At 70.4% G+C, this 21,163-nt stretch carries 19 protein-coding genes, 2 tRNA genes and 1 riboswitch; of the genes, 6 read left to right on the top strand and 15 right to left on the bottom strand.

The window, feature by feature from the left end; translation table 11 throughout:
* Positions 1 to 33 precede the first annotated feature (33 nt).
* The 4 genes from ABZ880_RS40135 to ABZ880_RS40120 all read right to left on the bottom strand — a co-directional run bounded on the left by ABZ880_RS40135 (position 34) and on the right by ABZ880_RS40120 (position 3,957).
* Positions 34 to 1,050, bottom strand: coding sequence for a M23 family metallopeptidase (locus tag ABZ880_RS40135; protein ID WP_361273905.1), 1,017 nt, complete (start codon positions 1,048 to 1,050; stop codon positions 34 to 36).
* A gap of 11 nt (positions 1,051 to 1,061) precedes the next feature.
* Positions 1,062 to 1,219: riboswitch (cyclic di-AMP (ydaO/yuaA leader) on the bottom strand.
* Between the two features lie 224 nt (positions 1,220 to 1,443).
* Entirely contained in the window at positions 1,444 to 2,541 is a 1,098-nt protein-coding gene (locus ABZ880_RS40130) for a PP2C family protein-serine/threonine phosphatase (protein ID WP_361273902.1), read from the bottom strand.
* A 107-nt stretch (positions 2,542 to 2,648) separates the two neighbouring features.
* Positions 2,649 to 2,722: transfer RNA gene (locus ABZ880_RS40125), tRNA-Met, on the bottom strand.
* A gap of 104 nt (positions 2,723 to 2,826) precedes the next feature.
* Positions 2,827 to 3,957, bottom strand: coding sequence for a dihydrofolate reductase family protein (locus ABZ880_RS40120; RefSeq protein ID WP_361273899.1), 1,131 nt, complete (start codon positions 3,955 to 3,957; stop codon positions 2,827 to 2,829).
* A gap of 92 nt (positions 3,958 to 4,049) precedes the next feature.
* Here ABZ880_RS40120 and ABZ880_RS40115 point away from each other — a divergent pair, with 92 nt between their 5' ends.
* Together ABZ880_RS40115 and ribA are read left to right on the top strand one after the other, a co-directional pair.
* On the top strand, positions 4,050 to 4,559 hold the full coding sequence (locus ABZ880_RS40115) for a MarR family transcriptional regulator (protein WP_361273896.1): 510 nt from the start codon (positions 4,050 to 4,052) through the stop codon (positions 4,557 to 4,559).
* Between the two features lie 106 nt (positions 4,560 to 4,665).
* The gene (gene ribA, locus ABZ880_RS40110; protein ID WP_361273893.1) at positions 4,666 to 5,307 is read left to right on the top strand and encodes a GTP cyclohydrolase II; all 642 of its coding nucleotides are present in this window, start codon (positions 4,666 to 4,668) and stop codon (positions 5,305 to 5,307) included.
* A 133-nt stretch (positions 5,308 to 5,440) separates the two neighbouring features.
* Here the strand turns inward: ribA and ABZ880_RS40105 are convergent, their stop codons facing one another.
* Both ABZ880_RS40105 and ABZ880_RS40100 read right to left on the bottom strand, forming a co-directional pair.
* Positions 5,441 to 6,595 (bottom strand): histidine kinase, encoded by a 1,155-nt coding sequence (locus tag ABZ880_RS40105; RefSeq protein WP_361273891.1) that lies wholly within the window; start codon positions 6,593 to 6,595, stop codon positions 5,441 to 5,443.
* A 231-nt stretch (positions 6,596 to 6,826) separates the two neighbouring features.
* Entirely contained in the window at positions 6,827 to 7,399 is a 573-nt protein-coding gene (locus tag ABZ880_RS40100; RefSeq protein WP_361273888.1) for an NADPH-dependent FMN reductase, read from the bottom strand.
* 186 nt (positions 7,400 to 7,585) lie between these two features.
* Here ABZ880_RS40100 and ABZ880_RS40095 point away from each other — a divergent pair, with 186 nt between their 5' ends.
* The gene (locus ABZ880_RS40095; protein ID WP_361273886.1) at positions 7,586 to 8,140 is read left to right on the top strand and encodes a ribonucleoside-diphosphate reductase; all 555 of its coding nucleotides are present in this window, start codon (positions 7,586 to 7,588) and stop codon (positions 8,138 to 8,140) included.
* A gap of 21 nt (positions 8,141 to 8,161) precedes the next feature.
* Here ABZ880_RS40095 and ABZ880_RS40090 read toward each other — a convergent pair whose 3' ends face one another.
* Positions 8,162 to 8,935 carry a class II glutamine amidotransferase gene (locus ABZ880_RS40090; RefSeq protein ID WP_361273883.1) on the bottom strand — a complete coding sequence of 258 codons (774 nt, stop codon included), beginning with the start codon at positions 8,933 to 8,935 and terminating at the stop codon, positions 8,162 to 8,164.
* A gap of 248 nt (positions 8,936 to 9,183) precedes the next feature.
* Here ABZ880_RS40090 and ABZ880_RS40085 point away from each other — a divergent pair, with 248 nt between their 5' ends.
* A complete protein-coding gene (locus ABZ880_RS40085; protein WP_361273880.1) occupies positions 9,184 to 9,438 on the top strand; it encodes a hypothetical protein in 255 nt (84 codons plus the stop codon).
* 153 nt (positions 9,439 to 9,591) lie between these two features.
* Here the strand turns inward: ABZ880_RS40085 and ABZ880_RS40080 are convergent, their stop codons facing one another.
* Entirely contained in the window at positions 9,592 to 9,882 is a 291-nt protein-coding gene (locus ABZ880_RS40080) for a hypothetical protein (protein WP_361273877.1), read from the bottom strand.
* 188 nt (positions 9,883 to 10,070) lie between these two features.
* Positions 10,071 to 11,132: an oxygenase MpaB family protein gene (locus tag ABZ880_RS40075; RefSeq protein ID WP_361273875.1), complete on the bottom strand. Its 1,062-nt coding sequence runs from the start codon at positions 11,130 to 11,132 to the stop codon at positions 10,071 to 10,073.
* 94 nt (positions 11,133 to 11,226) lie between these two features.
* Between ABZ880_RS40075 and ABZ880_RS40070 the strand changes: the two genes are divergently transcribed.
* Positions 11,227 to 11,907, top strand: a complete 681-nt coding sequence (locus ABZ880_RS40070; protein WP_361273873.1) for a helix-turn-helix domain-containing protein — start codon at positions 11,227 to 11,229, stop codon at positions 11,905 to 11,907.
* Positions 11,908 to 12,006: 99 nt separating this feature from the next.
* On the opposite strand, the gene ABZ880_RS40065 is transcribed toward ABZ880_RS40070, so the two are convergent.
* The 6 genes from ABZ880_RS40065 to ABZ880_RS40040 all read right to left on the bottom strand — a co-directional run bounded on the left by ABZ880_RS40065 (position 12,007) and on the right by ABZ880_RS40040 (position 19,437).
* Positions 12,007 to 12,079: transfer RNA gene (locus ABZ880_RS40065), tRNA-Lys, on the bottom strand.
* Positions 12,080 to 12,178: 99 nt separating this feature from the next.
* A complete protein-coding gene (locus ABZ880_RS40060) occupies positions 12,179 to 13,735 on the bottom strand; it encodes an amino acid permease (RefSeq protein ID WP_361273871.1) in 1,557 nt (518 codons plus the stop codon).
* Positions 13,736 to 13,798: 63 nt separating this feature from the next.
* The gene (locus tag ABZ880_RS40055) at positions 13,799 to 15,919 is read right to left on the bottom strand and encodes a VCBS repeat-containing protein (RefSeq protein ID WP_361273869.1); all 2,121 of its coding nucleotides are present in this window, start codon (positions 15,917 to 15,919) and stop codon (positions 13,799 to 13,801) included.
* Positions 15,920 to 16,149: 230 nt separating this feature from the next.
* On the bottom strand, positions 16,150 to 18,267 hold the full coding sequence (locus ABZ880_RS40050; RefSeq protein ID WP_361273866.1) for a DEAD/DEAH box helicase: 2,118 nt from the start codon (positions 18,265 to 18,267) through the stop codon (positions 16,150 to 16,152).
* A gap of 228 nt (positions 18,268 to 18,495) precedes the next feature.
* Positions 18,496 to 19,014 carry a hypothetical protein gene (locus ABZ880_RS40045; protein ID WP_361273864.1) on the bottom strand — a complete coding sequence of 173 codons (519 nt, stop codon included), beginning with the start codon at positions 19,012 to 19,014 and terminating at the stop codon, positions 18,496 to 18,498.
* A 72-nt stretch (positions 19,015 to 19,086) separates the two neighbouring features.
* Entirely contained in the window at positions 19,087 to 19,437 is a 351-nt protein-coding gene (locus ABZ880_RS40040) for a metallopeptidase family protein (RefSeq protein WP_361273861.1), read from the bottom strand.
* An 85-nt stretch (positions 19,438 to 19,522) separates the two neighbouring features.
* Between ABZ880_RS40040 and ABZ880_RS40035 the strand changes: the two genes are divergently transcribed.
* Entirely contained in the window at positions 19,523 to 21,097 is a 1,575-nt protein-coding gene (locus tag ABZ880_RS40035) for a metallophosphoesterase (protein WP_361273858.1), read from the top strand.
* Positions 21,098 to 21,163: the final 66 nt, after the last annotated feature.

The raw sequence follows: 21,163 nt of genomic DNA, 5'->3' as shown, positions 1-21,163 counted from the left end.
CATTCCGACACGCCCGCAAAGATCCCGTAAACGTCAGGGGTTGAGGCCCTTGCTGCGCAGCCACGTCATCGGGTCGATGCCGGTGGACTGGCCGTTCGGGTGGACCTCGAGGTGGAGGTGCGGGCCGGTCACGTTGCCGGTGGCGCCGATGCGGCCGATGACATCACCCGTGCTGACCTTCTGGCCGACGCTCACGCTGATCGACGACTGGTGGCAGAACCACAGCTCGGTGCCGTCGTCGAGGGTGAGGATCGTGCGGTAGCCGTACGAGCCGGCCCAGCCGGCCTCGGTGATGGTGCCGCTGTGGATGGCCTTGATGAGCGTGCCCGTGGGGGCCGCGAAGTCGAGGCCCGTGTGGTAACCGGAGGACCACATGGAGCCGGCCTGTCCGAAGGTGCCGGTGATCGTGTACGACACGACCGGCAGCTTGAACTGCTTGGCCAGCTCGGCCAGGCGCGCGGCCTCGGCCGCCTTCTTGGCCTCCGCCTCCGCCTTCTCCTTGGCTGCCTCGGCCTTGGCCGCGGCCTCCTTCTCCGCCTTGGCGGCCGCGTCGTCGACCTGCTTGGCGAGGGCCGCCTCGGTGGCCGACTGGGCCTTGCTGTCGATCTGCACCTGCTGCGACTCGGCCTGCGCCATGATGCGGTCGCGCAGCGCCTCACCGGCACCCTGGGCGCCCTGTGCGGTGTCCGCGGAGGTCACGGCGACATCGCTGAGCGCCGTGGCGGAGCCCTTGGGAGCGTCGGCGGAGTCGCCGAACACGGAGGGCAGATCGGGCATGGAGATGGACACCGGCGGCTTGCCGGTGTTGGCGCTGGCCATGCCGCCCGCGCCGACGGCGGCTATGACGCCGACGCCGAGAACGGTGGAGCTGCGGGCGAGTCCCCCGCCGCGCTGCTTCGCCACACGATGCCGACCGCGTACCGGGCGGAGGGAGTCCTCGGTGGGGTTCCACTCCTCCCACGGGCCCTCGTCGGTGCGGGGGCCGGCAAAGCCGAAGGGCTCGGTACTCGGCACGAACGGGGCTGCCGGGGCAGGCGGGTTGGACGCCACGTGGGCGTGCTCCTTTCCTTCCTTCTCGCCTACCGGGTTAGCTGACGGGTTCGGAGCAGGAAGGTCTCCTACGCGCGTATACCTGCCGTGCTGCCACGGCGGTATCAGCGCGATTCACCCCAGGGTGGTGGTTCCCCGGTTCCCTTGCGGGATTCGGCGCGTGCGCACGGAGCCGCCTCTTGTGACGGCTGGGACGACCGCGCTGCGTTATCGAACGTTAATAGACCCGGGGTGCCGATTCCAAGCTGTTCCACTTGATCATTAACCTTTCTGGCCAGGACGTACGGGCCAGGAGCGGCGAAAATCGGGCGAGTTGGCCACACCTCAGAAACCTCACAGGTGTTGACGGTATGTCAGTTGGTATGCGGAGGGAGGTCGCCCGATCACACGCGGTCACATTCGGTCAGGAGTCGGCCGTCGTACGGCGAGCAGCGCCATGTCGTCGGTCGTGCCGCCCCCGGTGTGCCGGCGCACTTCGTCCGCGAGGCGGGCGAGCAGCGCACCGGGGTCGTGGAACACCCGGCCGGTGAGCCGGTCCGCGGGGTCGAAGAAGACCCCGTGCTCGTCCCGCGCCTCGGACAGCCCGTCGGTGTAGAGCAGCAGCGTGGTCCCGCCGGCGAAGTCGGTCTCCTCGGCGCGGTCGGGCCAGACCCCCAGGTCGGCCATGCCGAGCGGCAGGGCGGGCTCACGGGAGTGCAGGGTGTGCACGGTGCCGTCGGGACACAGCAGCAGCGGGGGCGGGTGGCCGCGGGTGACGATCCGCAGGATGCCGTCGCCGTGCGGGAGTTCGGCGAGCACGGCGGTCGTGAACCCCTCGAACAGCTCGATCCCCTCACGCCGCACCGCCTCGCGCGCCAGCGCCCGGTCCAGCCGCTGCGCGACCGCCTCCAGCGTGGCCTCCTGCTCGGCGGCCTCGCGGAACGCCCCGATGACGACGGCAACGGCGGCCACCGCCCCCATCCCCTTTCCCCGCACGTCGCCCACGACCAGCCGTACGCCGTGCGGGCTGTCCTGCACCGCGTACAGGTCGCCGCCGATGAAGGCGCCCTCCTGCGCCGCCTCGTAGCGCGCGGCGATGGCGAAGCCCCCGATCCGCTCGGCGGGTTGGGGCAGTACGGCGCGCTGGGCGGCCTCGGCGATCTCGCGCTGCGAGGCGAGCTGCTCGCGGCCGCGGCGGACGAGGAGGTTGATCAGGACGGCCAGCACGGCGACCGTCACCACGGTCGCCAGCTCGGTGATCGAGTCGACGTGGAAGAGGATGCCGAGCTCGAGATGGATGGCGACGACGAGGAGCACGGACGCGATGCCGGTGAGGACGGTGCCCCGGCGCGAGTAGAGCGGGGCGGCGACCAGGGGCGCGGCGGTGAAGAGCGGGCCGGCGGTGAACTCCGACGGGGTGAGGTAGTCGTAGATCGCCCCGCCGACGAGCAGCAGCGGTGGGAGCATGCGGGCGAAGGTGCGCGCGTACGAGATCGGCCCCTCCTGCTCCACGGCTCCAGATTTCCGGGAGCGGGAGCGGGACGCGAGCCGTGGAGGCCGATCGGGGGAAACACTCAGGGCCGGAGTCCAGTGACTGGACTCCGGCCCTGAGCCTTGAGTAGCGGGGACAGGATTTGAACCTGCGACCTCTGGGTTATGAGCCCAGCGAGCTACCGAGCTGCTCCACCCCGCGTCGGTGTGTCACCAGCATACGCCATCCGCGGGGCTGTCAGCACACGGGTTGTTCGCGGGCCGGTCATGCACGGTTTCCGCGACCCGGTCATGACCTGCGGCGGCTCAGGCGAGCAGGTGGCTGTTCGGTGCCTTGGCGCGGTTCTCGTGCTCCGGGAGTACGACCACCTCGACGCCCTGCGCGGCCAGCAGCCCGCTGCCGTCGGCGTCCTCGACGAACGTGTCCGGCTCCCGCCAGGCGGTGACCACGCGCCGTACGCCCGCGTCGAGGATCAGCCGGGAGCACGGCTTGGGGCGGGAGGCGCGGTGGGCGCAGGGTTCCAGGCTGCTGTAGACCGTCGCCGACGCGAGCCGCGGGTCGGCCGGGTCCAGCTTGGCCAGGGCCGCCTCCTCGGCGTGGACGACCGGGTCGTAGCCCTCGCGCGAGTGGCCGCGGGCGAGCTCCGTGCCGTCGGCGGCGACGATCACCGCGCCGACGCTGAAGGCCGTGCGGGAGGGCGGGCACTCGGCCGCCAGTTCGCAGGCGAGGGCGAGCCAGTGGTGGTCGGCGGCCGAGGGGAGGGCGCCGGTGCCGGGGGCGGTGGGCTCGTAGCGCATGAGGACCACGTCCTCGATCCGCCGGGTCTCGACCAGGCGCAGACGGCCGCCCTGGTAGGTGCCGGGGCCGAAGAGGCGGGGGGCCTTCGGGTCGCCCACGAAGAGGGGGGCCAGAACGAGCTGGAGTTCGTCGGCGAGGCCGTGCTGGAGGAGCTGGGTGTGAATCGTGCCACCTCCCTCGACCATCAGCCGCCGCACTCCGCGCACGTCGTGCAGGTGCGTCAGGAGGCGGCGCCAGTCGAGGTCGGGGCCGAGCGGGGCGATGTCGGCTGCGACGCCGAGGGCGCGGGCCCGCTCGGCGCCCTTGTCCGTCGTAAAGACGATCTTCTCGCCGCCCGTGTGCCAGAACTTCGCCGTCGGGTCGAGGTCGCCGGAGCCGCTGACCGTGACCTTGAGGGGGTACTCCGGCTTTCCGGCGGCCACGCGGGCTGCGCGGCGCTCGGGCGAGTTGACCAGCAGGCGCGGGTTGTCGGCACGGATGGTGCCGGCGCCGACGAGGATCGCGTCGACGGACGCCCGCACCTCGTCGACGCGGTCGAAGTCGGCCGGGCTGGACAGCAGCAGGCGCTCGGGGCCGGTGTCGTCGAGACAGCCGTCGAGGGAGACGGCGGCGGACAGCAGGACGTACGGGTGGGGCATCGACGCGCTCTCCCTGCGAGGCGGGCGGGGTGGGGTGCCGGGGTGTGACGGCGGGTCTTGGTTCAAGTTTGAAACAAACCTACACTGGTGCCATGACGACTCGCTGGCTCAGCCCGAAGGAGATGCGCGCCTGGCGCGCGTACGTCACCGCGACGCATCTCCTGGAGGACGCGCTCGACCGGCAGCTCCAGCAGGACGCCGGCATGCCGCACCTGTACTACTCCATCCTGGCCAATCTCTCAGACGAGCCGGAACGGCGGCTGCGGATGACGGATCTGGCCGAGCGGACGCAGATCACGCGGAGCCGGCTGACGTACGCGGTGGCGCGGCTGGAGAAGGACGGGCTGCTGCGGCGGGAGAACTGCCGGTGGGACAAGCGGGGCAGCATCGCCGCGCTCACCGAGGAGGGGATGGCGGTGCTGGAGCGCACGGCGCCCGGCCATGTCGAGACGGTGCGCACCTTCCTGTTCGACAAGCTCAGCGAGGAGCAGGTGGAACAGCTGGAGGCGATCTGTTCGGGGATCGCCGAGGGACTGCAGGAGGCGCGGCCCGCCTCCGACGACGTGCCCTGGCGGCGCCGCTCCTCCCCGTCGTGCTCGTGAGCTGCGCCGCAATTCTGTTGCTTCAACTTTAAAGCATGGGGTAGGGTCCCGGACCATGGATCTGCTTCAAAACTGAAGCAGATAGGGACGGACCCCGGAGACCCGCATGCCCGACTTCCCCGCCGCCACCCCGCGCTCCCGCGTCCGGGTGCCGCTGCGCTTCCAGGACGGCTACAGCGTCGACGCCGAACTGGTCACCTTCCACGGCCTGACCGACGGCCAGGAGCACCTCGCCGTCGTCCTCGGCGACCCCGCCCCCGGCCAGGTCCCCCTGGTGCGCCTGCACTCCGAGTGCCTGACCGGCGACGTCTTCGGCTCCGCCCGCTGCGACTGCGGTCCCCAGCTGCGCGAGGCGGTCGAGCGCATCGCGACCCGCGGCGGCGTGCTGCTCTACCTCCGCCAGGAGGGGCGCGGCATCGGTCTCTACAACAAGCTCGACGCGTACGCCCTCCAGGACCAGGGCCTGGACACGTACGAGGCGAACGCCGCCCTGGGGCTGCCCGAGGACGACCGCGACTACACGGCCGCCGCCCAGATGCTGCGCGCCCTCGGCATCGACGAGCTGGACCTGCTCTCCAACAATCCCGACAAGGCCGGCCAGCTCCGCGAGCTGGGCATCGACGTCCACGACCGTGTCCCGACCGGCGTCTTCACCACCGCCCACAACGTCCGCTACCTGCGCGCCAAGGTCCTGCAGACCCAGCACACGCTCCCGCTGGGCGAGCTGACGGAGCTCAACGCGGGCTGAGTCCAGCCTCTCCGGGTAAGAAGTCAACTAAATCGTTGACAATCATTTCGCCGCCGCCCTAGGTTCGGGACGGCGGCGCCCGTTCTTCCCGTCTGTCTGTTTCGGGCGCCGCCACCCATGCCTGCGCGGGTGTTCACCACACGCACGGCAGCATGACGTCGATCACGGTCGGGCCCCCGACAGGGCTGGACATCTCCACGGTCCCGTCCAGCGCGGCGACCCGCCGCCGCATGCCGAGCAGGCCCGAGCCGCTCTTCTCGTCGGCGCCGCCGTGCCCCTCGTCGGCCACCCGCACCCGCAACCCCCGCTTCATCCGCACGAGTTGGACGGCCGCCCGCGCCGAGCCGCTGTACTTGGCGGCGTTGGTCAGCGCCTCCGCGACCACGAAGTAGGCGGCGGCCTCCACGGCGGCCGGTGCCCGCAGGCCGTCGTCCTCCAGGCGGTCCACCTCCACCGTCACCTGCAGCCCGCTGCTCGCGGCCAGCGCCCGCACCGCGCCGACGAGACCGCGGTCGGTCAGGATCGGCGGGTGGATGCCGCGTACGACGTGGCGCAGTTCGGTCAGCGCCTGCTCGGCCTGTGCCTGGGCCTCGTCCAGCAGCTTGCGGGCGGTCTCCGGATCGCGGTCGTAGGCACGCTTGGCGAGCCCGATCCGCATCGACAGGGCGACCAGGTTGGCCTGGGCGCCGTCGTGCAGATCGCGTTCGATACGGCGCAGTTCGGCACCGTGCGCGGCGATGGCGTCGGCACGAGTCGCGGCCAACTCCTCGACACGGGCGGCGAGTTGCGCCTTCGGGGACGGCTTGAGGAGGGCGGTCGACCAGTCGGCCTCCAGGTCCGCGATCCGTACGATCAGCGGCAGGACGAGGGGATTACGGCGCAGCAGCCCGCACCACACGCCGTCGACGACCAGGCCGAGCGGCCACAGCGGCAGCGCGAGGGCGAGGAGGGCGCCGTAGAAGTAGTCGGCGACCATCCAGCGCAGGTCGGTGAGGGTGCCGGGGTCGCGCACGGCCGTGCGGATCCGCTCGCGCAGCGTCCCCGTCAGGGGCTGGTACGCCTCCGGGATGCGCTGTCCGGTCCACGCGGCCGTCATGCTCCGCTTGGCGCCGGCGATCCGCCGGATGATCAGTACCGTCTCGGGCAGCATCCAGGCGCCGACCACCACGAGGGTGGCGACAGCGGTGATGATCAGCACCGTGATGAAGATCCAGAGGCAGAAGGCCAGCGCCGCGGCCAGGGCGAGATGCACCGTGGCCCGCGCCGCCTGCCTCACCGTTTTGCCCATGCCGCCACGCTAAGCGACCCCGCCCCGCGGCGCGGTGTAGCGGACTACACCATCGGCGCCGGTCAGACGATCGTCAGGCAGCTGTCAGACTCCGGCCGCCCCTGGCGAACGCATGCTGCGCCAGGTCGTCTTCTTCGCCCGGTTCCCGCACCGCTTGCGGCCCTGGTCCTCACGGCGACCCGACCTCGAAGCGCCCTCATAACGAGCCCCTGACCGGCCGGCGACCGCAGGTCACACCCGCTCCGACCCGTCGACCGCGCGTTCCCTCGCCCGATCCGCCAACAGCCCGAGCACCGCACCGAGTTGGCGACGCACCTCCGTATCGGCGACAAGGCCGTCCCCGTCAACGACCCCCCGGCCGACCGGAAGCTGCACGCAGGCCCCCTCCACGATGTCGGCCCCGGTGTAACCGAGCACCGTCCGCAGCGTGGCCTCCGCGCCCCGGCCCCGCCCCGGCGCGGCCGCGTTGACCCAGCCGACCGGCTTGTCGCAGATCTCGGTACCGCCGACCGTCCAGTCCAGCAGGTTCTTGAACGACCCCGGCAGGGTCCCCGCGTACTCCGGAGTGCAGACCAGAATCCCGGCAGCCTCCTCGATCGCCGCCCGCAACCCGGCCACGGGCGCGGGCAACGGGTCCGCATCGTCATCGGGGTTGAAGTGCGGAAGCCCCGCCAGACCGTCGTACAGCACAGTCCGAACCGGCACCGACGGCGCCACGGCCTGCGCGGTCCGCAACACGGCCTCGTTGGTGGAGCCGCCCCGCAGACTGCCCGACAGCAGCAGGATCACCGGCACCGTGGTCATTCGCTCAACCTCCGCCCCCCGGCGTGCCGCAGTTGGTCCCACGCCTCGTCCAGCCTATCTTCAACCCCAACATCTTGTGGTTCCAGGCAAGTTGACGCCCACAGATTGTGTACAAGGGTGCGCTCTACCGGAATTCGACCACGGATGTCCACGATGAGCAGAGATCGACGAGGAGTGAGGGCGTTCATGGCCGAGCGATTCGGGGACGGTACGACACCAGCAGTCGGCAGGGAGCGGGCGGCCGCCCGGCGGTCCGCCGTACCGCGTCCCGCACGGCGGATGCGCTCGACGACGCGGTCGTTCACCGTGGGCGAGGGCAAGGGATACCTGACCGTCGCGCTCACCCCCGAGGGCCTCGTCGCCGAGGTGATGGTCCGCATGGCCAAGCAGGGCTCCACGCTCGCCGGGATGATGGACGCCTTCTCGTCGACGGTCACGCGGGGTCTGCAGCACGGCGTACCGCTCGAGATCCTCGTGTCCGACTACGTCGGCACCCGCTTCGAACCCTCCGGTCTCACCGACGACCCGGACATCAAGCAGGCCGGCTCCGTCATGGACTACGTCGGCCGCCGCCTCGCCCTGGACCACCTCCCGTACCACGTCCGGGTCGGCCTCAACATCCTCACCGCCGAGGAACGCGCCGAGAAGGAGACACTCGACGGCGTCGGCAACGCGGTCTGGACCGACCTGGTGGGCCTGTCCATGTCCGCCCCGGTCGTGACCCGGCCGCGTCGCGGCTGAGACGCGGGGCCGGCAGGGGGATCAGGCGGCACCGACCCCGTCGTACGCCACCCGGTGCACCGACACCCGCAGGCTGGACCGCCTGATCTCCAGCACCCGGCGGTACGGCAGCACGCTCCACTCCCCCTCCGGCTGCGGGACACCGCTGGAGGCGACGACCACCCGGTCACCCTCCGTCCGGTAGCGCAGCCGGAAGAAGTCGGGGCCCCGGCGCCTGCTGACCTCGGAGCCGGGGTCCTCGTCGGCGTAGGCGTGCAGCGCCTGCTCGGTCAGCAGCAGGCAGTTGAGGCTGGCGAAGGACGCCCGGGCGCGGATGTCGGCGGCCGCGTGCGCCAGGGCGTCGACGGGGTCCTCGTCCCGCAGCAGCGTCAGCACGCGCAGAAAGTACCGCTCGGAGTCGGTGTCGCCGCCCGCCCCGGCGAGCAGATCGGCGTCGATGAGACCGTCGAGTGCGTCGTACGGCGAGAAGTAGCCGTTGTGCGCGAAGGCGAGCGTGCCTGCGCTGAACGGGTGCGTGTTGCCGGGCACGACGGGCAGCCCGGGGCCGGCCAGCCGCAGATGCAGCAGGGCGGCGTCGCTGCGGGTGCCGGTGAGGGCCTCGTCCCAGAGCGGGCTCGCGGCGGCCGGCTCGGTGTCCTTGACGATCCGGGGGCCCACGTCCCGTCCGGACCAGGCGGCGATACCCCAGCCGTCGCGGTGTTCCCGGCCCAACTCGGCGAAGGGGAGGGCAAGTTCGCCCAGGCCGTCGGCCAGGGGCCGGGGAGTGCGGGTGACGACGCCGAGCAGGCGGCACATTCTTGATCTTCCTCACGGTAGGTGGACAGCACCCTTGGTAATGCTCGCCCAACACCTTTGCCTGGTGCAGCAATTCGAGATGGCAGAACACCGGGAAGGTCAGCCCGATGCCCCCGCATCGCCGCCGCCGGGCGTTGAGCGACACGGCGGGCTGACCGAAGATCCTAAATAACTACTCTTTGTGCATATATTCTCACATTAAGTAGTCAAGCCAGGGCATACCGCCCTGAGCAAGAAAGGGTCTAACTATGCGCAAGTTGCAGCGCGTTGCGGTCGTAGCCGCAGCGATCGCGGGGCTGTCCGCCTTCGGGGCCGGCGTCAGCTTCGCCCACGGCGACGGCCACCACGACGACGGTGTCGACAACATCACCGCGGTGGCGAACTCGCAGGCCAACGCCGTCGCCGACTACGACAACCCGGACGGCAAGGGCGGCCACGGCGGCTCGGACGCCGATTACTTCGCGCCGGTGAACGGCATCTTCGACGCGCCGCACGGCAAGTAAGTCCGTACGGCAACACTCTGCACGACACCGGCAGCCCGGCCGCGCGACGAACCCACAAGGGAGCGCGACCGGGCTGCCGTCGCGCTTGCCGTCGATCGGCACGAAAAGCCCCGGCGCCCCGACCAGTGGCCGGGGCGCCGGGGAGGGCTTGGCCTACTTGTTGAACGCTGCGTTGTTGCAGCCCATGCTCGAGCCCTCGGTGGTGTTCTGCGCGCCCGGGTTGTTCTCGCCGTTGAGGCCGTTGCCCAGAACGCCGTTGAGGATCCCGACCTGGCCGAGGATGTTGACGTTCAGGTCGTGCGACCGGCAGGTGGTGCTCTGCAGGACGTCGACCGAACCTCCGCCGCCGCCGTGACGCCCGTCGGCGTGGGCGGCGCCGGCCGTCAGGAACCCGACGCTCCCGAGGGCGGCCACCAGGACGGCAGCCTTGCGAAGCTTGTGCATGTGGATCTCCGGTGGAGTGAAGAGGTGAGGTGAGGTGGTAAGGAAGCGATCCGTGATTGATCGACTCCTTACAGCCACGGGAGATTAATACGAATTGCCCTAAAACGGACAGCGACGCGCCAAGCGTCGTGATCTACCAGCAAAAACCCTCACCCGCAAACGCGAGTCGCACCCATAGCGCCGTCCGGTTACGACAGCGGTCCCAGGATCTCCTGGGACTCGATGAGCCCCTGGTCGCTGGGAGCCTCGCCGGCGCCGAAGACTCGGGCGGACTGCCGGGCCCGGAACTCGAGATGGGCTTCGGCGGGCTTGGCGTAGCCGTAGCGGGCGCGTGCCTCCGCGGGCGTCAGCACTTCCTCCTTGCGGGGCGGAATCCCGAGCTTGACCGGAGCGACCACCGCAACCGTCGAGGGCGAGAGCCTTCCCAACAGGACCAGTTCCACCCTGGGGTTGAGGTGGGCGAGCGCGAAGGCCGCCTTCATGACGGGCACGATGAGCGTGTCGAGGAGGCGTGACTGCCGGATCCCCGCCATCTCGCGCATCCAGCGCGGCATGGTGGCGATCGTGGCGATCCGCTGCACCTTCGCGACCGCCAGGTTCGCCGGCTTCGCCCAGCGCGGCGTCGGCGGCAGTACGAGCTCACTCCTGAGCAGATGGTTCATGGCCTGCCGGGCGATCGGACTGGCGGACAGCTGCGGGCGCATCCGTTCGAAGTACGCCCGGACCCCTGCGCGGCTGCGGGGAATGTCGTCGGGGGAGCACGTCTGCAGTTCCGCGGCGAGGGCGCATGCCTCCCAGTACTCCTTCTCCTCCTGCGCCGTGAGCTTCCCGGGCCCGTACTTCTCGTACGCGTAGAGGATCGAGTGCCAGCCGGTGAGCTGGATCCACAGCTGCGAGGCGGGGTCGTTGGCGTCGTAGGTCCCGCCGCCGTACGGCAGTTGGCCGATCGCCTTGGAATGGACCCTGACCAGGACGTCCGCGGCCTTGCACACCTCCCGTGAACCGGCGAAGGCCACCATCGCGAAGTACCGCAGGGTCCGGTCGTAGCGAGTGCGGGCGCGCTGGTAGATGCCCTGGGTCGCGTGGACGGCGGCCACCAGCGGCGGGTCGAGCTCCTCCACGACCACGGCCCGCTGGAACCCCACCGTCGGTGCCGTGGGATAGCTCCAGACCTTCCACACCACCGAGTCCGGGCCGAAGAAACCGTAGTCCTCGTGCGGTTCGACCTCGCCACGCTTCAGCCTCGCCATGGAGCCGCTCCCTGTGCATCCGCGGCGTGCGCCGCCGTCCTCAATTACGACACTGCTGTCTTAAATTAAGACACGCATGTCGTAAACTGCCAAGGTGTCAGCGTCCACATCCTCGGATTCATCGGCATCCCCGGAAGGCAAGCCGCGCAAGCGGCGCCCCTACGCCCCGCGCGTCCCGATCGAGCAACGTCGCGAGCAACTGCTCGACGCGGCCCTCGCCGTGATCGTGAACGACGGCTACGACCGGGTCTCCATCGACGCCATCGCCAAGCGGGCCGATGTCGCCAGGTCGGTGGTCTACGGCGCCTTCGAGAACCTCGACGCCCTGCTCACCGCCCTGCTCGACCGGCAGCAGGCCCGCGCCTTCGCCCGGCTCCTCGCGACGATTCCCGACCCCGCGAATCTGCGCGACCCCGCCGAGTTCGCCGCCGAAGCCGTGCGCCGGATGTCCGCGATGCTTCGCGAGGACCCGGACACCTGGCGGCTGATCCTGCTGCCCCCGGGCAACATGCCCACGCTCGTCCGCGACCGCATCGAGACGGACAGAGAACGCTTCCGGCTCCGGGTCGAGCAGTGGATCTCCCTCACCCTGACCGACCGGAGCGCTCCGAAACGCGCCCCGCAGCTCGACCCGCAGATCCTCGCCCACGCCCTGGTCGCCTGCGCCGAACACTTCGGCCGCCTCGCCCTCACCGACCCCGGGAAGATCGACCCGTCACGCCTGATCGGCCAGGTGCAGGTGATCCTCGGCGCCGTCCTGCCGAGGACGCGCTGACGGCAAGTCAGCCCGAAACCGAAGCGGCACCCGGGCCGACCGAAGCCGACCCGGGCGCCGCACAGCAGGTCGAAGGGGCTGTCCCCCACCTGCAACCTGTAGGCCCTGTGGGACTCGAACCCACAACCAATGGATTAAAAGTCCACTGCTCTGCCAATTGAGCTAAGGGCCCCTGGCGATGTTGCCTCCCCGAGCATAGCCGGACACGGCCGTGTCTCCGATCGGGTATCGGGGACGCGGCCGTGTTGGAGGCGAAGATCGAGCCGGAGTGTTACGGATCGACCTTTTCGGGGGTGCCCCCGGAGGGCGCCGTGCGTGCCGCCTCGCGGGCGATCGTGCGGGCGTGTTCGGGATTGAGGAACCAGTGCCGGGCCGACGCCCCCCACCAAGCCGCCGCGAAGCCGAGGACCACCAGGACCGCAACCGGGGCGTAGTTGAAGCTCTCCCAGGTGACCGGCGAGACCTGGGGCAGCATGAAGAGGATCGTGATGACGCCGACCCAGACGACCGAGACGATGCCGATCAGACGCGACCAGCGGCCCAGGTGCCAGGGTCCGCGCTCGAAGGCCTCGCCCTTGCCGAGCCGCAGCAGCGTCGGGATGACGTACGCGATGTAGAGGCCGATGACGGCGACGGACGTCACCGCCGCGTAGGCCGTGTAGTTGATCAGGTACGGCAGGCCCAGCACAAGCGCCCCGACCGCCGCCAGCCACACCGCCGCCACCGGGGTCCGGGTGCGCGGGCTCACCGTGTGCCAGACGTGCGAGAACGGCAGTGCGCCGTCGCGTGAGAAGGCGTAGATCATGCGGCTGTTGGCCGTCACCGACGCCATCCCGCAGAACAGCTGCGCCCCGATGACGACCAGGAGCAGGAGCTTCCCCGCCGTGGCCCCCAGCGCGTCCAGCAGGATCTGGGCCGGCGGTGCGCCGGTCGGAGACGCGAGCTCCTTGTCGTACGACTGGATCGCGAACGTGAAGCCGAGCAGGAGCACGAAGCCGGCGATCCACGACGTCCAGATGGACTGCACGATGCCCTTCGGGCCCGCCGTCGAGGCGTCGTGGGTCTCCTCCGTCATATGGGCGGAGGCGTCGTAGCCGGTGAAGGTGTACTGGGCCATCAGCAGGCCGAGCAGCACCACGTAGACGCCGCTGCCCCAGCCCGTGTTGTTCACGAACTTGCCGAAGACGAAGGACGCCGACTGGTGGTGGTCCGGCACGAAGGCCAGCGCGCCGACGATCACCCCGACGCCGATCACGTGCCACCACACGCTGACACTGTTGAGCAGCGCGACGATGCGGACGCCGAAGGTGTTCAGCAGGCCGTGCAGGAGGAGGATTCCGGCGAAGAGCAGCACCGTGCGGCCCGGCGTCACCTCGAAGTCGAACTGGAGGTTCAGATACGCGCCGAGGAAGGACGCGGCGCCGAAGTCGATGCCCGCCGTCACGGCCACCTGGCCCAGGACGTTGAACCAGCCGGTGAACCACGCCCAGGCGGCTGCCGAGCGTGGGGGCGCGAGGCGGTGGGCCCAGAAGTAGAGGCCCGCGGAGGTCGGGTAGGCCGAACAGATCTCGGCCATCGACAGGCCGACGAACAGCGTCATCAGGCCTACGGCCACCCAGCCCCAGGTGATCACGGCCGGGCCACCCGTGTTCATGCCGAACAGATAGAGCGTGAGGCAGCCCGACAGGACCGAGATGATCGTGAAGGAGACCGCGTAGTTGGAGAACGCCGACATGCGGCGGGCCAGGACCTGCGTGTAGCCGAGCTGGGCAAGCCGTTCTTCGTCGGAGAGGCCCGACTGCCCGCTCGCTATGGCGTCATCTGTCATGCCCCCAGCGATTCCCTCACCAGGGGCGTGACATGCATCACGACTTGGCCAGAAAGTGCCGTTCTAGAAAAGGCCCTTGTAGCCCTGCCAGCCGGTCCCGATTTTCACCCGCGCGGCGAACGACCCGTTGCCGTTGCCGGTCTGGCGGTACAGGTTGCCCGCGGTGTCCCGCGCGACCAGGTCGTTCTTGCCGTCGCCGGTGATGTCCCCGACGCCGACGACCGCGTTGTACGAGGCCCCCCAGTTCGAGAAGACCTGCACCCGCTCCTTCACCTGGCCCGTCCCGGTGCCGTCGTAGCGCCAGAGCGTTCCGGCCTTGTCCAGCGCGAGCACGTCCCCGAAGCCGTCGCCGTTCAGGTCGCCGGCGCCCACGATCTTCTTGTACGTCGACCACGTGCGGATCCTGACGCCCGCCTTCAGCTTCCCGGCCCCGTCGTTGGCGAACAGGTAGACGTCACCGGTCGAGGCCTTGCGGGCCAGCAGATCGGTACGGCCGTCGCCGGTCAGGTCACCGGGTGCGGTGAGGACGTTGTACGCGTTCCAGCCGGTGCCGAGGGAGGTGTGGCTGCTCGACGGTGTGTACGACGCCCCGCACTTGCCCGCGTAGCGGCGCAGCTCACCGCCAGGCATCCGCACCAGCATCTCGGCGCACCGGTCCTTGCCCATGTCGCCGAACGGCACGGCCACCGTCCCCGAGGGCCAGCCGGAGGCGGAGTACTTGAAGTCGTAGGTGCCCTTGCCCTTGGTGTAGTGCAGGGTCAGCGCGCCCGAGGAGTTGAGGGTGGCCAGCTCGCCGTAGCTGTAGTAGCCCTGGTCGTGGAAGCCCTGGAGGCCGCCGTTGTACCCCAGCGAGCCACCCGTGCTGTATGTGCCGCCGCCGTCCTCGGCGACGGCCTTCAGACTCCAGGTCTTGGGGCCGTTGGTGAGGTAGGCGCCCGAGTCCGACTTCAGGTCCCAGTCCACGTCGACCTGCGCGCCGCTGCCCGTGATCGTGCGCTCGGTGCGCCCCAGCTGGTCCTTCACGGTGAAGGTCCAGTTCGCCGGCTTGTTCAACTGCCAGTAGCTGCCCCAGTATTCGACGCCGTTGTTGCCCTTCACGTCCACCGAGTCGCCGGCCACGTCCGACTCGATCTTCGCCAGCGACTGCGCCGGCACCCCGCTCTGCACGATCCGGATCGAGTGGTCCTGACCGACGTAGGCGATGTCGCCGCCGAACTTGTCCACCGCCCAGGTCAGCCGCCGCTGATCGGCGGTGTTCCCGGCCGGGAGGTCGGCGATCTCGCGCGCGGCGGCCGCCGTACCGGAGTGGTAGTCCGTCAGCATCAGCTTCCCGGCCGCCCGGTCGTGCCGGACGAGATAGCCGTCACCGACGAGCGCGGGGCCGGAGGGAACCGTGATGTTCTTCTTCGCCGTACGGTCGTACACGCCCGCGGCGCCCGTCGGACCGCAGTTCCAATAGATCCAACGGCCCACGACCTGAAGCTCCTTGACCGTGCAGGGCGCACCGGTGGAGACGGTCGCGACGGTCTTCTTGCCCTCCAGGTCGTACTGCGTGACGACCCCGTTGCCGGAACCCGGCGTCCACAGCGCCGAACCCCACACGGAGGCGGCCGTGACGGACCGGGTCAGCCGCACGTCGGCGGTGCGGTAGGCGGACACCGCGTCGACGTACTGCTTGCCGGTGGAGGACGCCTGGTAGACGTAGTAACGGCCGGTGGCGTCGACGAAGCGGCCGCCGGTGACCGTCGGCTCCTCCGTGCCGCTCAGCGAGTTCTCGGTCAGATGGATCTCCGCCACCTGCTTGCCCGACGCGGTCTCCATGAACGTGCCGAGGTAGGTGTTGCCGAAGGTACGCATCGGAACGCAGCCCTCCGCACCGGCGTCGCACGACACCCGCTGCACATGGCTGCCGTCGGCGTACGTCGCGGCGTAGCCCCGGGACGTCTTGTCCAGCACCGTGGAACCGTCGGCGGAGATCTGCCGCCCGACCACCCACTGATAACCGCTCGGCGTGTTCTCCACGCTGGTCAGAAAGCCGCCCGCGTAGTCGATGCCCCAGACGCCGTCCGTGGTGATCGGCGTCGGGGTGGTGTCCGCGGCCGCCGTGCCCGCGGTGGTCAGTGAGCCGGCGCCCAGGGCGGCCAGGCTGACGAGCGTGAGAGCGATCCGGGCATGCCGGGTCAAGGGTCCCTCCCCAGGGAGTCAGAAAAGGCGCGGCGACAGGCCTCGTCGAAATCCCCCTCGGCCACGATCCGCCACGCAAGCGATGGGATGTTAACAACCTTCACACGGGTTGCGGTAGAGGATTTCGGACCCCGAGAAAGCCGTTTCTGCGCCACCGCACCCGGGCCCGAAACGCCGGAAGGGCCCGTACGACCGAAGTCGTACGGGCCCTTCTCTCAGCTCACTCGGCGTCAGCCGTTGCGCTTCCAGCGCGGCTTGTCGTCGCGGCGGCCGAAGGAGGAGGAGCCGCCTCCGGTGCCACGGTGGTCGTCACGGCGGCCGTACGGGCGCTCGTGGCCGCCGGAGCGGAAGCCCGGGCGGTCGCCCTGGCGGTCCCGGTTGAAGGGACGGTCGCTGCCGCGGTGACCGCCGCGGTCGTCACGGCGCTCGAAGGAACGGCCGGCCGGACGGTCGTCACGGCGGAAGCCGCCACGGTCGTTGTCCCGGCGCTCGAAGGAACGGCCGCCGCGGTCGTTGTCGCGACGCTCGAAGGAACGCCCACCACGGTCGTCACGACGGTCGTCACGGCGGAAGCCACCGCGGTCGTTGTCCCGGCGCTCGAAGCCACGCCCGCCACGGTCGTCCCGACGCTCGAAGGAACGCCCACCACGGTCGTCACGACGGTCGTCCCGACGGAACCCGCCACGGTCGTTGTCCCGACGCTCGAACCCACGGTCGCCACGGTCCCGGTTGAACCCACCGCGGTCGTTGTCACGACGCTCGAAGGAACGGCCACCGCGGTCGTCACGACGGTCGTCGCGACGGAAGCCGCCACGGTCGTTGTCCCGACGCTCACGACGCTCGTACGGCGCCGGAGCCTCGGCCCGGTCGACGTCCTGCGCCAGCGGCTGCTCGGGCACGGACACCTCGACCGCCTCGACGGCAGCTTCGGCCTGCGCCTCGGCCACCGCGGCCTCCGGGTCCTCGCCGCGCTCGCGGGCGACTCGGGCGACCAGGCGGTCCGCCTCCTCGCGCAGCTCGCTCGCGCGGCGCTGCGCCCGCTCGAGCTGCTTGGTGAGGTGCGCGACCTCACGCTCGGCCTGCTGCGCCGCGTTGGCCGCGGACTCGGACTGGACCTCGGTCATCGAACGGGCGCCGGTGATCTCGGCGACCTCGGGCTCGAAGGCCGTACCGGAGTTGATGATGTGACGCCCGGCGTCGACGCCCGCGTCCTCCATCAGCCGGAAGATCTGGCGGCGCTGGTGCGGCAGCGACAGCGAGACGACCGTGCCGGTGCGGCCCGCGCGGGCGGTACGGCCGGCGCGGTGCAGGTAGTCCTTGTGGTCACCGGCGGGGTCGACGTTCAGGACGAGGTCGATGCCGTCGACGTGGATACCGCGGGCGGCGACGTCGGTCGCGACGAGCGCGTTGACGTAACCGTCCTTGAAGTCGGCCAGCGTCCGCGTCCGGGCGCCCTGCGTCATGCCGCCGTGCAGCGCGTCGGCCTTCACGCCCGCCTCGCGCAGCTGCTCGGCGATACGGTCGGCGCCCAGCTGGGTGCGGACGAAGATGATGGTGCGGCCCTTGCGAGAGGCGATCGCGGCCGTGACCGGCGCCTTGTCCTTGGGCTTCACGATGAGGATGTGGTGCGACATGGTCGTCACCGCGCCCTGGGCGGCGTCGACCTCGTGCGAGACCGGGTCGACCAGGTAGCGCTTGACCAGCGTGGAGATCTCGTTCTCCATCGTGGCGGAGAAGAGCATGCGCTGACCGCCGGCCGGGACCTGGTCGAGCAGCTCGGTGACCTCGGGCAGGAAGCCCAGGTCGGACATCTGGTCGGCCTCGTCGAGAACGGCGACCTCGACGTTCTCCAGGGAGCAGGCGCCGCGGTTGATGATGTCGCGCAGACGGCCGGGCGTGGCGACGAGGATGTCGACGCCGCGCTCCAGGGCGTAGATCTGGTTGCCCATCGACGTACCGCCGCAGACGACCTTCATCTTCAGGCCGACGACGTCGCCGTACGGCTGGAGCGCGTCCGCCACCTGCATGGCGAGCTCACGGGTCGGGGTGAGGATGACGGCGCGCGGCTTGTGCTTCTCGGTGCGACCGCCGGCGAGCCGGGCCAGGGTCGGCAGGCCGAAGGAGAGGGTCTTGCCGGAGCCGGTGCGGCCACGGCCGAGGATGTCCTTGCCGGCCAGGGCGTCCGGGATGGTCGCGGCCTGGATCGGGAAGGGGGTGGTCACGCCGTTCTGGGCGAGCTTGCGCACCACGCCCTCGGGGAGACCGAGGTCCGCGAAGGTGACCTCGGGAGCGTCCTCGGTGCCCTCGTTCTCGGGCATGACGACGTGATCAGTACTGGAAATGGACATGCTTAAGCGAAACCTTCCGGAGTCTCGGTCGGCACGCGCCCGTCAACTCCGTGATTCGCTCACGACCGCCTCTATGCGGTCCGCCACGGCAAGGGAGAGTACGCGCCACACGGCGCGCTCTGCAGTGGCGCCGGGCAATGGGATCAAACGATCTACCACCATACGCACCCACCACCCCCGAAGGCAAACCAAGCCGCGTAGACGTACGTCACACCCGCTGTCCTGCGATTACGCCGGACTCCCCGCAGTCGGCGCCGGCTCCCGTTCCGCCAGCTGCGGTGCCGTCTGCTCATGCGCCGACGAGGACGGCTCGGCGGTCGGCGGCGGCGTCGGCGAGGCGGACGGCGGCTGCTCGGTGGGCGTCGGCTGCGGCTCGACCGTCCGGGTCGGAGGCGGCGTCGCCCTGGTCGGCGTGGGGCCTCCCGGTTTCTCGCTCGACCCCGGCCCGCCCGCCGCGGGAGCGGACCGGCTCGCGCCCGCCGACGGCGATGCCGAGGCGGAAGCCGACGCCTCCGACTCCGCCTCGCCCTTCTTCTTCCCGCGCTTGCCGTCGGCCGCGACCGCACCCCCGCCGCTCCCGCCGGAGACCGCCGATCCCCCGTCGGGCGCCTCACCCCCGTGCTGCCCGGCGGAGTGCGAGGGCCTCCCGCTCCCGCCCGAGTCGTCACCCACGCTCATGCAGCCGGCGGCAGCGGCGACGGCCATCACCGTGGCGGCCAGACGGACGGGTACGTACAAGGGGCGCACGGGAAGCCACCTCCGAGGCGGGGGGAGAAGTCAACGTGCCCAACTCCCGCCGCCCACAAGAGGACACGGCGCCTACCCGTACCCCAGGGCATGCAGCCGCGCGTCGTCGATCCCGAAGTGGTGCGCGATCTCGTGGACCACGGTCACCTCGGTCTCCGCGACCACGTCCTCCCGCGTCTCGCACATCCGCAGCGTCGGCCACCGGTAGATCGTGATCCGGTCCGGCAGCACCCCCGCGTACCACTCCCCGCGATCGGTCAGCGGCGTGCCCTCGTACAGCCCGAGCAGCTCGGGATCGTCCGCCGGCGGCTCGTCCTCGACGAACACCGCGACGTTGTCCATCAGCCGCGTCAGCTCCGGCGGGATCCGGTCGAGCGCCTCGGCGACCAGTTCCTCGAACTCCTCGCGCGTCATCTCCAGCACAGGCCCATTGTCAGCCACCGGGCGTCCGTACGAGAGTCATGAACCCACCCGCATATCCACACCCGCACTTGGGCATACGGGACCAATGGCCCGCGTCCCCGCCATCGCCGCCACCGTCGTGAACCGCATACGCAAGTCCCCGCGCACCCTCACCCGCCACTACCGCTCCCGGCGTCCCCTCCCGACGCTCGAGCTCGTCCGGCAGCCGCACCCCTGGCCCCGCGCGCTGGGCCTGGTCGCCGTGGTCCTGCTCGGCGCCTGGCTCGGCCTGCTGATCGTGGGCAACGTACGGGTCCCGGTCGGCCCCATGAACACCACGATGACCCTGCGCCCCTCCCTCACCGGCGGCACCAAGATCAACATCTCCCCGCTGGGCGCCCTGCAGTTGAACAGCCACCACGCACCCGTCCGCCTCGACGTGAACGTCGACCAGCTCGACCCGGCCCGCGCCCAGGCCCTGGTCGACCACCCCGAGCGCCTCTCCGGCCTCCAGGACGAGGTATCCCACGACGTCGAACACGGCACCCTCGACCTGGCCCTGCGCTCCTGCGTCGCCGTCGTCTCGGGCGCCACCGCCCTCGGCCTCGCGGTCTACCGCCGCCCGCGCCGCGCCCTCGCCGCCGGCGGCACGGCCCTGGCCCTCCTCATGGCCTCCGGCGCCTCGGCGTACGCCACCTGGAACCCCGAGTCCGTCCTCGAACCCAAGTACTCGGGCCTGCTCTCCTCGGCCCCGTCCCTGGTCGGCAACGCGCGCAACATCGTCACCGAATTCGACGTCTACCAGAAGGAGTTGGCGCGCCTGGTGACCAACGTGACGAAGCTCTACGACGTCACGTCCACCCTGCCCGCCTACCAGCCGGACCCGAGCACCGTCCGCGTCCTGCACGTCTCGGACATCCACCTCAACCCGGCGAGCTGGAAGATCATCGCGTCGCTGGTGAAGCAGTACAAGGTGAACGTGATCGTCGACACCGGCGACACCATGGACCACGGCACGGCGGCGGAGAACGGCTTCCTGGACCCGATCGCCGACCTGGGCGCGCCCTACGTCTGGGTCCGGGGGAACCACGACTCGCAGGCGGCCACCCAGCGCTATCTGGAGCGCATGAAGAACGTCCACGTCCTGGACGACGGCCGCGCGGAGACCGTCGCGGGCCTGCGCTTCGCCGGTATGGGCGACCCGCAGTTCACCCCCGACCGCTCGAACAAACCGGGCGCCGACGCCTCCGAGGAACTGGCCGGCGACCGCCTGGCCTCGGCCCTGAGCGACCAGCGCACGGCGGGCACCCCGGTCGACGTGGCGATGGTCCACGAACCCTCCGCCGCCCGCCAGGTCGACGGCGAGGTACCGCTGGTCCTCTGCGGCCACCTGCACCACGAGGGCGACGAGATCCTCAAGTACGGCACCCGGCTGCGCATGGAGGGCTCGACGGGCGGCAGCGGCCTGCGCGCACTGGAACACAAGTACCCCGCCCCGATCGAGGCCTCGATCCTCTACTTCGACCGCGACAGCCGCCGCCTGCAGGCCTGGGACTCGATCAAGCTGGGCGGCCTGGGCGAGACGACGGCGGAGGTCACCCGCCACCTCCCGAAGGAGAACCAGCCAGGAGCCACCTCGACCTCACCCACCCCGTCCACCCCCTCGCCCTCCACCCCGTAAACCGTTTTGGCGATAGCTCCCCGCATCCCATATGCTTCTCACGTCCCCGACGCGCTGAGAAGCGCC

Source organism: Streptomyces sp. NPDC047043, from assembly GCF_040644055.1.
In the GTDB taxonomy this organism is placed as follows: domain Bacteria; phylum Actinomycetota; class Actinomycetes; order Streptomycetales; family Streptomycetaceae; genus Streptomyces.
This window is presented reverse-complemented; position numbering and strand designations above follow the sequence as displayed.